This window comes from Winogradskyella epiphytica (assembly GCF_003217215.1).
Classification (GTDB): Bacteria; Bacteroidota; Bacteroidia; order Flavobacteriales; family Flavobacteriaceae; genus Winogradskyella; species Winogradskyella epiphytica.
On record NZ_QJTD01000002.1, the window covers coordinates 98,537 to 111,667 of the forward strand.

Below are 13,131 nucleotides of genomic sequence, written 5' to 3' on the forward strand. Positions count from 1 at the left end.
AAGATTAATACTTTAATTGTAGCATTAAATAATATTGAGTTCTTTCATACACGATTTCATCATATCGTAAGTGCGTTCGATATCGGCATCTAAACCTATTGAGAATCGTATTAATCCGTCTGATAATCCCATTTCTTTTTGCTCGTCTTCAGGAATTTCAGAAGATGTAGAGCTTCCTGGAGCACTAAACAAGGTTTTATAGAATCCTAAACTTACTGCTAAATAGCCAAGATTACGTTCTTGCATTAATTCCATTAAAGCATTGGCTTTGTCTAAAGAACCAACATCTAAAGTCATCATTCCTCCAAAACCATATTTTTCATTCATCATGGATTTAAATAATTCATGAGAAGGATGAGAGGCTAATCCAGGATAAACTGTTTTTAAACCATCTTTTTCAAATCGTTCAGCTAAATAAGTTGCGTTATTACTGTGTTGCATCATTCTTATATGCAAGGTTCTTAGGTTTTTTAATACCGAAGCAGAACGTAGACTATCCATAGTAGAACCTAATAACATTGCTGCTCCACTGTTCACATTTCGTAAATCGTCAATTAATTCCTGAGAACCACAAACCACGCCACCAACCGTATCAGAAGATCCGTTGATGAATTTAGTTAAACTGTGTACCACAACGTCGGCGCCTAATTTAATTGGTGAAATAGAAAGAGGAGAGAAGGTATTGTCTACAACCAATTTTAAGTTATGCTTTTTAGCTAAGTCTGCTAAACTCTTAATATCAGCTACTTCTAATAATGGATTGCTCACCGATTCACAATATAATACCTTTGTTTGCGGAGTTATTGCAGCTTCAACGACATCTAATTTAGTGATATCTACAAAAGTCGTGTCAATCCCTAAACGCGGCGCGAAGTTTTTTAAGAAAGCGTAAGTACCTCCGTAAATAGTTCTACTACTAACAACATGTTCTCCAGCACCACATAGCTGAAGTAATACAGGTGTAATGGCTCCCATTCCGGAAGCTGTAACGGTTGCTGTTTCTGTACCTTCCATTGCGGCTAGAGCTTCTCCTAGATATAAATTAGATGGAGAAGAGTGACGAGAATACAAATAACAACCATCAGCATTGCCTTCAAATGTATCGAACATCGTTTTTGCCGATAAGAAGGTGTAAGTAGATGAATCTGATATAGAAGGATTTACTCCGCCGAATTCACCGAAGTATTGTAAATCTTGAATATTGTTTGCAGGTTTGAATGCCATATAATTTTGTTTTGATTAGATAATCAAAAATCAATCATTTTAGATGTATTGTCAAGGTATCTTGTTCTATTTAGAATATAAAACTATATTATTACATTTATTTAGATTTAAAATCTAGATTTATGTAAATTATTCAATTTAATCAGAAAATTTATAAGTATGACTTTTGATAGTATAGATAAAAAGTTGCTCAAGCTTCTTCAGTCGGACAGCAAGCAAACAAATAAAGCCTTAGCTCATGCATTGGGATTATCGGTAACAGCAGTTTATGAGCGCATAAAAAAATTAGAATCTAATGGCGTTATAAATAAGTATGTAGCATTAGTAGACAAAAAGAGTGTTGATAAAGATTTCGTAGCGTTTTGTAATATTAAATTGATTCAACACACTCAAGAATATGTGGTTAAATTCGAAAGAGAGGTCGCAAAACTCGAAGAAGTTTTAGAATGTTATCACATTAGTGGAGATTACGATTATCTCATTAAAGTATTGGTGGAAGACATGGAAGAGTTCAGAAATTTCATGGTAAAAAAGCTTACTAAAATCGACCATATTGGAAGTACGTATAGCATGTTTATGATAAACGAGGTTAAACATACAACGGCTATAACTCTTTAGGTGTGAATTATTTTTTTTAATTTACACCATGATTCATTCACAAATTAAAGATTTATATAAAGTCATATTTAAATCCTACGATAAACCAAATCTTGAAGACCACATCCAAAAGATTATTGATTTAGATGAGTATTTACCTTATAGTTCTACTTTTTTCTGTGTTACCAACACTCAAGATTTAACTTTTGAATATGTCAGTAAAAATTATGCAGCGTGTTTAGGTTTAGATGCAAAAGAATTGAAGACTCGAGGAATGCGTTATTTCTGGAGTCGAATTCATCCAGACGATATTGACTCTTGGTTAAGTGCGCTGAACCATCTCATGGAATTTACATTAAGCGAAATAGAAGAAAACAAACGACATAAAGCCAATTACACATGGAATTTTAGATTCAAAAATGCCGATGGTGCTTATGTCAATATTATTCAAAATACCACACCATTAGTGTTTGATTCAGAATGCAAACCCATTATTGGATTGGCACATTATACCGTTTTGCATCCTAAAATAAAAATGGAGATAACGGCTTCTGCTAAAATGCTAAATGCTAAGAATGAATATGAAACTATTTATTTTAATAATTTTTCACAGAAATTATTAAACGATAATATCAGTAATAGAGAGCGAGATGTGATAAGATTGCTCATACTTCATCTATCGAGTAAAGAAATTTCCGAAAAACTTAATATTAGTCCACATACCGTGGATACTCATAGAAGGAACATTCTCAAAAAACTTAATATTTCATCTACAGGTGAGTTGGTTGGGATGTTAAAACTAAATCAACATTGGCTATAAATTCAATAATTACTTAAATTGAGTATTGTTAGGTTGTATATAAATCTGCAACTTTGTAGGGCTATTAATGCTTAGGGGTAAAACAAGTCCATTCTTTTAGAAGATTCAATTAATCTGAAAGTTTGGACTGTTTTTTTTAAGAATTTCGAGTGTTAAAATTTATTGACAAGTCATTCGCAAATAAGTAATCTAAATTGTACTTTTGCCTAATCTAAATTTAATTCAAAATTACACTTATGAAATCATACGATGTAGCAATAATAGGATCAGGTCCTGGTGGCTATGTAGCAGCAATACGTTGTGCGCAATTAGGAATGAAAACTGCAATTATTGAAAAATATTCGGTACTTGGTGGTACTTGTTTAAATGTAGGCTGTATTCCTAGTAAAGCTTTATTAAGTTCATCTCATCATTACGAAGAGGCAACTAAGCATTTTGAAGAGCATGGGATTGAAATTCCTGGTGATATCAAAGTGAATTTGGAAAAAATGATTGGTCGTAAACAAGCTGTTGTAGATCAAACAACAGGTGGGATTGATTATTTAATGAAGAAAAACAATATCGACGTTTTTGAAGGCTTAGGGTCGTTTGTAGACGCAACACACATCAAAATCGAAGGTAAAGATGCACAAGAAATTGAAGCGAAGAAAACTATCATCGCTACAGGTTCTAAACCATCGAACTTACCATTTATCACTTTAGATAAAGAGCGAATTATAACATCTACTGAAGCTTTAGAATTAAAAGAAATTCCAAAACATTTAATTATTATTGGTGGTGGAGTTATTGGCTTAGAACTTGGTCAGGTTTATCGTCGTCTAGGTGCAGAGGTGACTGTAATAGAGTATATGGACAGAATCATCCCAACTATGGATGCTGGTCTATCTAAAGAATTGAATAAAGTTTTCAAGAAAGCGAAATGCAGTATGCAGTTATCTCATAAAGTTCAATCTGTTGAGCGAAATGGAGATGAAGTGGTTGTAAAAGCTGAAAATAAAAAAGGAGAACTTGTTGAGTTTAAAGGAGATTACTGTTTAGTATCAGTTGGTCGTCGTCCTTATACAGATGGCTTAAATGCTGAAGCTGCAGGTGTAAAAATTAACGATAGAGGACAAGTAGAGGTTAACGAACATTTACAAACGTCGGCTTCAAACATTTACGCGATTGGAGATGTAGTAAGAGGAGCTATGTTAGCTCATAAAGCTGAAGAAGAGGGTGTATTTGTTGCTGAAACAATAGCAGGTCAAAAACCGCATATCGATTATAACTTAATTCCAGGTGTTGTTTACACATGGCCAGAAGTAGCTGCAGTAGGTAAAACTGAAGAGGAATTAAAAGCTGATAATGTTGAGTATAAAGTCGGTCAATTCCCATTTAGAGCTCTAGGTAGAGCAAGAGCTAGTGGTGATATTGATGGATTTGTAAAAATATTAGCAGATAAAGAAACTGATGAAGTATTAGGTGTTCATATGATTGGTGCTCGTTGTGCCGATTTAATTGCCGAAGCTGTTGTAGCTATGGAATATAGAGCATCGGCTGAAGATATTTCACGTATGTCTCATGCACATCCAACTTTTGCTGAAGCTGTAAAAGAAGCGGCCTTAGCTGCAACTGAAGACAGAGCATTACACGTTTAGAATAAAAATCTGTGAAAGCAGATCATTATCATATAGAAAAAGCGGACTCGTTGAGTTCGCTTTTTTTTTATGGAGCATTATTAAAAGTAAAATTTGAGATTAGAGCTCATTGATTAAATCAAAAACTCTCAAACGATTACTGTAATCGTATTCATTAACATCTCGTACAAAGCAGTATCCGCTAATCTCACCAGAATTTACCTTCTCCGCTAATTCTTCAACTTTAAATGGTCCAAATTCTTCAGAGCGTTCTATATAATAGAACTCATGATCATAAATAATAGAATTAACTTTTTTCCGGTATTTATTCTTTAAATAATCCTGTATATCATCAACAGAACTTAATTCATCGTCATAATTCGTAATATTTATGTAGAGTGCAAACTCATTCTTATTTACATGATTGAGAACTAAAATATCATCATCTTTAAAATAGGCTTTAACCTGTATTAATCCATCTTCAGTCTCTATTGTAAAAATGTTTTGAAGACTAATATTCCAAGAGGTTTTAATTACTACATCTTTTCTTGAAATTTCAAGAATATTATCTTCTCTAAAGGTATATATCGATTTCTTTTTAGAAATACCATTCACCAGAACCCAATCCTGATTGATAAAATGAGAATCGTGGTGGCGTTCATAATTAAATGGTTTTAAATTAGGAATAGTACTATGTAGATAATCGTTCATTAAATAGCTGTTCAAGACATAAACTGAATTATGTAACGTTGAGATTTAGGATATTATTTCTATAAAGTTATAACATTTTTAAAAGGAATCAAAAATTCTCACTCTAACTATCCAGAAGATAAAATACCAAACTTTGTAATTGCATTCTTTTCATTTTCAGATGTGTATGACGTTTCGATAAATTACCTGGTGCGATTCTTTTTTTATTAATTTTAAAAAGAAAGCGGTAATTCTTAAAAAAGTATCACTTATTTTTGATTAAGAGTGACTTCACTAAAAACTTAGTGTCTTACTTTATAACTAACGATTAAACGACCATATAAACTCTTGACGCAAGATGCTGCTCATAGCCTAACCGATGAAGCGCTCGTAGAAGCAATCGTAAAAACCAATAACACTATGTTGTTTGAGGTTTTGTATGATAGATATTCTTCGATGGTTTACAATATGTGCTATGGATTTGCGAATGGAAAAGATGAAGCTAAAGACTTAACTCAAGACGTATTTTTAAGAGTGTTTATTAAGTTAAAAACCTTTAAAGGGAAGTCTAAATTTTCTACATGGTTATACGCATTTACCTATAATCATTGTGTGAATTATGTCACTAGAAATACGGCAAAGAAGTTAGAAAAAAAATCAGTTAGTTCTGAAAATGTTGACATCCAAAATATAGGTGAAGATGTTGATTCTACTCATGAGTTTGCAAGTATGAGGGTAGAGCAATTGCAAAAGGTTATGGAGCTTATTTCTCCAGAAGAAAAGATGATATTATTATTGAAATATCAAGATAATTTATCAATTAAAGAATTATCCGAAGCTTTTGATATTGGAGAAAGCGCGGTTAAGATGCGATTGAAAAGAGCAAAAGAAAAACTGATACTTAAGTACACAAATTATACGAAAGATGGAGAATCCATTTAAACAAATAAACCAACCTTTGAAGGAAGTTCCGGCAGAACTCAAAGATAAAGTGATGCATGATATAGCTATGGCAAAGCTAATTATGGATTTGGCTGAGCTATTTTCGTATAATCTTAGTTATATCATTGAAAGTGTCACTAAGAGCAGAAAGAAGTAATTAATTTTATAATAACTAATAAACCCTAACATTATCTTATTAGTATGGACAAAGTAACAGAATTCAAAGACATAGCAATGCAATCCTTAACAACCATGTGGTTAGAGGTGACTAAAGTATTTCCAAATATAATTGGAGCCTTGGTTGTTTTACTCATAGGTTGGTTGGCGACTAAGCTCATTGTGAAAATTATCAGAAAAGTTTTAATCATCGCTAAAGCCGATAAGCTTGATGACAAATTAAATGAAATTGAAATTGTTGAAGGAAAACAACTCAATTTTGATTCTATAAAAATCATAACAAATTTTGTGCGATGGATAATGTACATCGTCTTACTGATAACGGCTTCCGATATCATGGGATTAGAAATAATTTCTAATCAAATTAGTAATCTATTAGCATATTTACCTCAATTATTTGCCGCCTTAGTCATATTTATGTTAGGGCTACTATTCGCTAATTTTGTAAAAAAAGGTTTAAAATCACTATTTGAGTCTATGGACCTTTCTGGCGGAAAGATGATTAGCCAAATCGTATTTTTCTTATTGCTAACGTTTATTTCGATTACAGCTTTAAACCAAGCAGGAATTGATACGCAAATCATAACCAACAATGTCAATATGATTATTGCGGCATTCCTATTAGCCTTTGCGATTGCGTTTGGCTTGGGAGCTAAAGAAATTGTTGGTAAATTATTAAAGTCATTTTATGCTCGTAAGACTTTTGAAATAGGACAAAACATCGTGTTTAATAATGAGACTTATAAAATTGAGGCCGTAGAAAGTATTTCAGTGGTGTTAAAAAACTCAAAAGGAAAACTTATTGTACCTATAAATGATTTAGTAGAAAATCAAGTGCAAATGCAGGATCAGCTATAAGGTTAGGGTTATAGTAGTTTTATGTTCACATAAAATGCGATCCTGCGTACTTGATGTATTAAAACCCTTTTCATTAATTTGATTAGGGTTTTTTATTTGAAATATATATTCAGATTATTATTTAGAAAATAATTTCGGATAAATAGGATGTTTCCAGATTATGAAGTGGGTTAAGTAGTTATATACTACTTCTTATTTCTTCTATTGTAGTTTTTGTCACCACGTGTTTTAGGTTTCTTGTATTTTTCAGCCATTTTAAACTTATAGGAACCACCCAAATTTTCCTTTTTATTCTTATCCTTCTTTTCGTGGAAGGCAGGACCTGGAGCATCTTCATCACGTCTTTTAATTGGATTATTTCGCTCTCTAATTTGTGGACGTTCTTCTTCAATAAGTTCTGTAGAAATTTCAACACCTTCAGGAATGGTTAGGGTGTCAATTTTCATTTTCATTAATTCCTCAATGCGTTCTAACCCTTCTTGTTCTTTCTCTGTAGAGAATAAAAGCGCATGGCCTTCTCTTTCAGCACGCCCAGTTCTACCAATTCTATGCATATAGTTCTCTGGATAGTCTGGCGTGTCAAAATTAATAACATGAGTGACATTATCAATATCCAAACCTCTAGCCATAACATCTGTTGCCACAAGCAATCGGTTGCTACCTTCTCTAAATTGTTCAATACTTCTTAGTCGGTAGTTTTGCGTTTTATTAGAATGAATAACACAAGATTCGGTCGGAAATATATCTTCTAATTGATCGAATAAGCGATCGGCCATTTTTTTATAAGCCACAAAAATTAGAACTTTAGAATACTCCTCTTTATCTTGAAGCAAATGCTTAAGTAAATTTACTTTGGTGTAAAAGTTAGGGACATCGTAACGTTCTTGCTTAATGTTTTCTAGTGGAGTACCAGATACAGCAATCGCTATTTTCTCAGGACTCTTAAAAAAGTCGGTGATTAAATCGTCCACATCTTTAGTCATCGTTGCCGAGTACATAATATTTTGTCGACGTTCTGGTAATATGTCGAATATATTAAGGAGTTGATGTCTAAACCCTAAATCTAACATCACATCCACCTCATCAATTACTAATTTCTGAATAGACTTTAATTGTAGAACTCTACTGACCGCTAAATCGTATAAACGACCAGGCGTAGCGACAATGATATCTTGACCTTGAGCAACAGCCTGTTTTTGCGTGTTAATATTAGTCCCTCCATAAACACCTAATACACGATTATTAATGTATTTAGATAGCTTTTCGATCTCACTAACCACTTGAACAACTAATTCACGTGTAGGTACAAGGATTAAAACCCTAGGATTATCTTGTTTAGAAAAAGGCAAATTCTTTAAAATAGGTAACATATAAGCAAATGTTTTACCTGTACCTGTTTGAGCAATTCCAACGACATCTTTACCTGCAGCAACCACATTAAATGATTCTGCTTGAATTGGAGTAGGTGTGGTAAAACCTAAATCGTCTAATGCGTTGTATAAAGGTGTATTTAAATTAAGATCGTTAAAAGTCACTGTATGTAGTTTTGTGCAAATTTACTATTTATAATCTACTTACACTAAATGCGTTTGTTCTATTTCAATGCTGTACTCAGCGTTAAATGTAGAATCAGCTTCAAGTTTAATTATACCTTCTTTAGTCTCCAATTTTTGATCTGTATTTTCATGGTCTGCTATGCCCAACCAAGGTTCTATACAAACATAAGGCGCATTGGGTTTTGCCCAAATACCCAAATATGGAAAATCCTTGAAAGCGACAGTTAACACTTTTCCTTTCGTGTTATGTGTTAAATCAACTTTTCTAGATTTTAAATCTTTAAATATTAAGGCGTCATTATTAAATAAATCAGGATGTAATTTAATTTTGTTTCCGTTTGAAAATACCGGTTTTGTTCGATTGGTTACTAAACCATTTTCCATATTAAGTAAGTAGGTAGAACTATGCTCTTCTACTTCAAATTCTAAAAAATAATCCGAATAATTTTCATCTGCTAATAGAGGACAATTAAAAGCCGGGTGACCACCCAATGAAAAATACAGAGGTTTTGAGTCTTTGTTTTTTACAGAATGATGGATTATCAATGTATTGTTTGAAAGCGTATAGGTGATTTCAAATTCGAATAAAAAAGGATAATACTCATACAATTCATCGTTTGAAACCAGTTTAAAAGCAATACTTGACTTAGATTGGTTGGATACTGTAAGCTTGTCATTATGCCGTACAAATCCATGTTTTGGCATAGTGTAAGTCCTGTCATTGTAAATGTAGCTATCAGCTTTCATACTGCCAATTATGGGAAATAAATTGGGAGCATGACTGCCCCAAACCTTAGGATTTGCTTGCCACATGAACTCTTTGTGATTTTTTACGGATGTTATATTGCAGAGCTCAGCACCTTTTGACTTTATTTTAATATGTAGTAAATCGTTTTTTAAACTATACATGGAAATTATAATTTTTGGAAATATACAATTCTTAGGTTTTTATATTATGGCTTCAATCGTAATTTTGTTTCCAATCAAATTTTTATTTCGGTAATTTGCGCTAATAATTATTCTATTGAGGACAAAATATTTTCATCAGCCTAAAAACATTCAAAGCTTTAAACAAGATCTATTGCTTTGGAGTCAACAATATGACGATGTTGTCTGGTTAGATTCAAATAATCATAAAGATTTATACAGCAAGTATGATGCTGTGTTAGCGGTTGACGCATTTACTTCAATTAAAACGGATTTCTTTGATGCTTTTGAACGTTTAAAAGATTACCAAACCTCTACTCAGGATTGGATATTTGGCTACCTCACTTATGATTTAAAGAACACTACAGAATCACTGAAGTCCGAAAACTTTGATGGCTTGGAGTTTCCGGATTTGTATTTTTTTCAACCCAAAAAACTATTTTTATTTAAGGATAATCAAGTTGAAATTCAATGCATGAGAATGGTTGACGATGAGATTGAAGAAGATTTAAAGTTCATAGAAAATAAGGAGATATTGAACGAAATTGAGAAATCTCAAAAATCGGACAAGCTCAAAATCAAACTCAGAATCCATAAAGACGATTACCACGAAAAAGCAAATAAAATGCTTGCTCATATTCACAGAGGAGATATTTATGAAGCAAATTTTTGTCAGGAATTTTATGCTGAAGACAGTGAAATAAACCCATTAGAGACGTTCAAAAAATTAAATGACATTTCTAAACCACCATTTGCAAGTTTTTTAAAATTTGAAGACAAGTATCTGATGTCTGCTTCGCCAGAACGTTATATTCAGAAGGATGGAAATACCGTTATTTCTCAACCTATAAAAGGAACTGCCAAACGTTCTGAAAATAAGGAGGAGGATATTCAACTTGCCAAAGATTTAGCAAAAGACCCTAAAGAGCGCAGTGAAAACATTATGATTGTCGACTTAGTTCGAAATGACTTATCGCATACAGCAGCAAAAGGAACTGTTCTTGTCAAAGAACTTTGTAAGGTATATTCCTTTTTACAAGTTCATCAGATGATTTCTACCATTCAATCTCATGTAAAGGAGGAAATACATCCCGTAGATATTATAAAAACCACCTTTCCTATGGGAAGTATGACGGGAGCGCCTAAAATTTCAGCCATGAAAATTATTGAAGAACTTGAAGAGACTAAACGAGGTTTATACTCTGGTTCTGTGGGCTATTTTACACCAAAAGGAGATTTCGATTTTAATGTGATTATTAGAAGTATTCTTTATAATTCAACAAAGAAATATGTGTCCTACTCAGTGGGAAGCGCCATTACAGCCAAGAGTGATCCTCTAAAAGAATACGAGGAATGTTTAGTTAAAGCGAAAGCTATGCGAGAGGTTCTAGAAAATTAGATCTCAATTTTCAACAGTGATGGTTTAAAAGAGCTGTCTAAACATACGCTGCACCATAACATAGAGTTTCTGTGTTATAACAATTATTCAATATGTCGTCTAAAGGTCCGTTTCACCTTGCTAAAAATATCTTCAACGCGTTTTTGTTCAATCTTTTTAATCTTAGCAATTGATTCAAAATCTAATTTTCCAAAAATGTATAAATCCACAATATTTGACACATTGAAAGGAAGCCAATTATAGAGTTGTCCGAATACCTTAGGAGATTGATGATTCGATAAATCTTTCAGATCGAATGCCTTTAAAAGAGATGTTTCCTTATCTGAATATAAGTGAAGAGGTTCCGACTGGTCTTGATGATACGAAATGTCATTCAATTCAGTATTTAAAATATAATCAAAGTCCGCATCAACCGTATAATCCTCGCCGAGTTTATCTAATTCTTTTTTAAGAATTTCATCTGTACTAATAGTGTTTTTATGATAAGCTTCATTTTTGAAAAGTACATTCATAAAATTATCCACTATTTTAAATAATTCTAATCGTACGGCCATAGGTTCCGCATCAACATTAAATCCCTTGTCGTAGAGAAGGATAATACTTTCGTCAATAAGTCCATTGGACGAAAACATATTTTTGGGTAAAATACCAGTGGTTTCAGCGATATAAATTCTGTGTTTTACATAAGGATGCAAATGCGGTATTGCAGAAAGTACCTTTTTATCAAAGGCCGTCTTTGCAGATTTCGATGATAGTTCTTCACGTATGCTCATAATCCTAATGATTTAGTTTTCTTAAAGTTAGCTAAAAAGTTCTAATTTTAATAAAATTCTTGTCATAATAGTTTCAAATAATTTGTCTACAAATTGAATGTATCAAATATGTTTTCCCTTAAATAAAAGGTGTATATGATTCATTATGAATCTTTTTTTAGACCACTGAGAGAATAAATAATTTCAATACCTTTGGAAGGTGCTCAAAGACTTCACAAACCATATAAACAACAATCTTCCGTTTTTAAAAGGGAGCAAACTAGTCATCGCAGTTTCTGGTGGAATTGATAGTGTGGTATTATCACACTTATGTCAGTCATTAGGACTTAAATTTTCAATGGCTCATTGTAACTTTAATTTGCGTGAGGAAGAAAGTAATAAAGATGAGGGCTTTGTATTGGAGCTAGCCGAAGATTTAGATGTTGAGATATTTATTCAAAATTTTGATACTGAAACTTACGCTAAAGAAAACAAACGCTCTATACAAATGGCGGCTCGTGAGTTAAGGTACGATTGGTTTAAAGAATTGGCAGCACAATTAAAGTTCGATTATGTTCTTACCGCACATCATGCAGATGATAATTTAGAAACGTTTCTCATTAACTTTTCCAGAGGAACAGGTTTAAATGGCCTCACCGGAATTCCTGTATTAAATGAGAATATTGCGAGACCATTATTAGTCTTTTCAAGAGAACAAATTGAAGCTTACGCTAAATCAGAGGGCATTCTTTGGAGAGAAGATGCCTCGAATGCCTCAAGAAAATATTTGAGAAATAAACTGCGGCATGAAGTTGTACCAATCTTAAAAGAAATTAATCCTCATTTACTGGATAGTTTTCAAAACACGCTCTCAAATCTTAATGATACTGCATCTATTGTAAATGAAAGTATAAAGTCCTTTACGAAACAAGCGGTTGTAGCCACTGATCAATACGGAACATCCTATAGTATCGCTGAATTCACTAAGACAGCTAATCCAAAAGCTTATTTATTCGAACTGTTTAAAGATTACGGTTTTACAGAATGGAATGATGTTCTTAATTTATTAGTTGCAGAATCTGGAAAAATGGTAAAATCAAATACACATCGTTTAATTAAACATCGTGAGAATTTGATATTGGCAGAATTAAAACAGATAAATATAAAAACGGTAACCCTTAGTGAAAATGAGTTGCAGAACGGACGAATTTCTACTCCAATAGGAGAACTAAAATTTGATACCGTTGAAAACATAACAACGACATCAAATAATAGTATTTATGTAGATAAATACCGTTTAAAATTCCCGTTAGAACTTAGACTTTGGGAAGAGGGTGATGTTTTTCAACCTATTGGAATGTCTGGCAAAAAGAAAGTGAGTAAGTATCTTAAGGACGAAAAATTATCATTAGTAGAGAAGGAGAAAATATGTTTGTTGAATTCTAATGGCAAAGTTGTATGGGTGATTGGTAAACGCGCGGATGACCGTTTTAAAGTTACCGATAGCACAAAACATATAGTAAAAATAACACTAGAGAATTAAATCATCATTCTATTTTCGAACGAGCTTATT

13 protein-coding genes are annotated in these 13,131 nt (G+C 32.7%); 8 read left to right on the plus strand and 5 right to left on the minus strand.

Annotation, left to right across the window (positions count from 1 at the left end):
* Positions 1-24 precede the first annotated feature (24 nt).
* Positions 25-1,224, minus strand: coding sequence for an aminotransferase class I/II-fold pyridoxal phosphate-dependent enzyme (locus DFQ11_RS05720; RefSeq protein ID WP_110474913.1), 1,200 nt, complete (start codon positions 1,222-1,224; stop codon positions 25-27).
* A gap of 159 nt (positions 1,225-1,383) precedes the next feature.
* On the opposite strand from DFQ11_RS05720, the gene DFQ11_RS05725 reads away from it, so the two are divergent.
* The 3 genes from DFQ11_RS05725 to lpdA all read left to right on the plus strand — a co-directional run bounded on the left by DFQ11_RS05725 (position 1,384) and on the right by lpdA (position 4,278).
* Positions 1,384-1,842, plus strand: a complete 459-nt coding sequence (locus DFQ11_RS05725; RefSeq protein ID WP_110474914.1) for an Lrp/AsnC family transcriptional regulator — start codon at positions 1,384-1,386, stop codon at positions 1,840-1,842.
* Positions 1,843-1,870: 28 nt separating this feature from the next.
* Positions 1,871-2,641, plus strand: coding sequence for a LuxR C-terminal-related transcriptional regulator (locus DFQ11_RS05730; RefSeq protein WP_110474915.1), 771 nt, complete (start codon positions 1,871-1,873; stop codon positions 2,639-2,641).
* Between the two features lie 236 nt (positions 2,642-2,877).
* A complete protein-coding gene (lpdA, locus tag DFQ11_RS05735) occupies positions 2,878-4,278 on the plus strand; it encodes a dihydrolipoyl dehydrogenase (RefSeq protein WP_110474916.1) in 1,401 nt (466 codons plus the stop codon).
* Between the two features lie 99 nt (positions 4,279-4,377).
* Here lpdA and DFQ11_RS05740 read toward each other — a convergent pair whose 3' ends face one another.
* Positions 4,378-4,968 (minus strand): hypothetical protein, encoded by a 591-nt coding sequence (locus DFQ11_RS05740; RefSeq protein WP_110474917.1) that lies wholly within the window; start codon positions 4,966-4,968, stop codon positions 4,378-4,380.
* A gap of 327 nt (positions 4,969-5,295) precedes the next feature.
* Between DFQ11_RS05740 and DFQ11_RS05745 the strand changes: the two genes are divergently transcribed.
* From DFQ11_RS05745 to DFQ11_RS05750, 3 genes are read left to right on the plus strand one after another with little or no spacing between them, the layout of a single operon-like run.
* Positions 5,296-5,889: an RNA polymerase sigma factor gene (locus DFQ11_RS05745; RefSeq protein WP_110474918.1), complete on the plus strand. Its 594-nt coding sequence runs from the start codon at positions 5,296-5,298 to the stop codon at positions 5,887-5,889.
* Entirely contained in the window at positions 5,873-6,046 is a 174-nt protein-coding gene (locus DFQ11_RS15250) for a hypothetical protein (RefSeq protein WP_189343007.1), read from the plus strand. Before DFQ11_RS05745 ends, DFQ11_RS15250 begins: the two co-directional genes overlap by 17 nt.
* A gap of 44 nt (positions 6,047-6,090) precedes the next feature.
* A complete protein-coding gene (locus DFQ11_RS05750; protein ID WP_110474919.1) occupies positions 6,091-6,924 on the plus strand; it encodes a mechanosensitive ion channel family protein in 834 nt (277 codons plus the stop codon).
* A gap of 185 nt (positions 6,925-7,109) precedes the next feature.
* Here the strand turns inward: DFQ11_RS05750 and DFQ11_RS05755 are convergent, their stop codons facing one another.
* Positions 7,110-8,459 carry a DEAD/DEAH box helicase gene (locus DFQ11_RS05755; RefSeq protein WP_110474920.1) on the minus strand — a complete coding sequence of 450 codons (1,350 nt, stop codon included), beginning with the start codon at positions 8,457-8,459 and terminating at the stop codon, positions 7,110-7,112.
* A 39-nt stretch (positions 8,460-8,498) separates the two neighbouring features.
* Positions 8,499-9,389 carry an aldose 1-epimerase family protein gene (locus DFQ11_RS05760; protein WP_110474921.1) on the minus strand — a complete coding sequence of 297 codons (891 nt, stop codon included), beginning with the start codon at positions 9,387-9,389 and terminating at the stop codon, positions 8,499-8,501.
* 115 nt (positions 9,390-9,504) lie between these two features.
* Between DFQ11_RS05760 and DFQ11_RS05765 the strand changes: the two genes are divergently transcribed.
* Complete coding sequence (locus DFQ11_RS05765) at positions 9,505-10,806, plus strand: anthranilate synthase component I family protein (RefSeq protein WP_110474922.1); 1,302 nt, start codon at positions 9,505-9,507, stop codon at positions 10,804-10,806.
* 83 nt (positions 10,807-10,889) lie between these two features.
* On the opposite strand, the gene DFQ11_RS05770 is transcribed toward DFQ11_RS05765, so the two are convergent.
* On the minus strand, positions 10,890-11,579 hold the full coding sequence (locus tag DFQ11_RS05770) for a hypothetical protein (protein WP_110474923.1): 690 nt from the start codon (positions 11,577-11,579) through the stop codon (positions 10,890-10,892).
* 199 nt (positions 11,580-11,778) lie between these two features.
* Here DFQ11_RS05770 and tilS point away from each other — a divergent pair, with 199 nt between their 5' ends.
* Complete coding sequence (gene tilS, locus DFQ11_RS05775) at positions 11,779-13,101, plus strand: tRNA lysidine(34) synthetase TilS (protein WP_110474924.1); 1,323 nt, start codon at positions 11,779-11,781, stop codon at positions 13,099-13,101.
* Positions 13,102-13,131 lie beyond the last annotated feature (30 nt).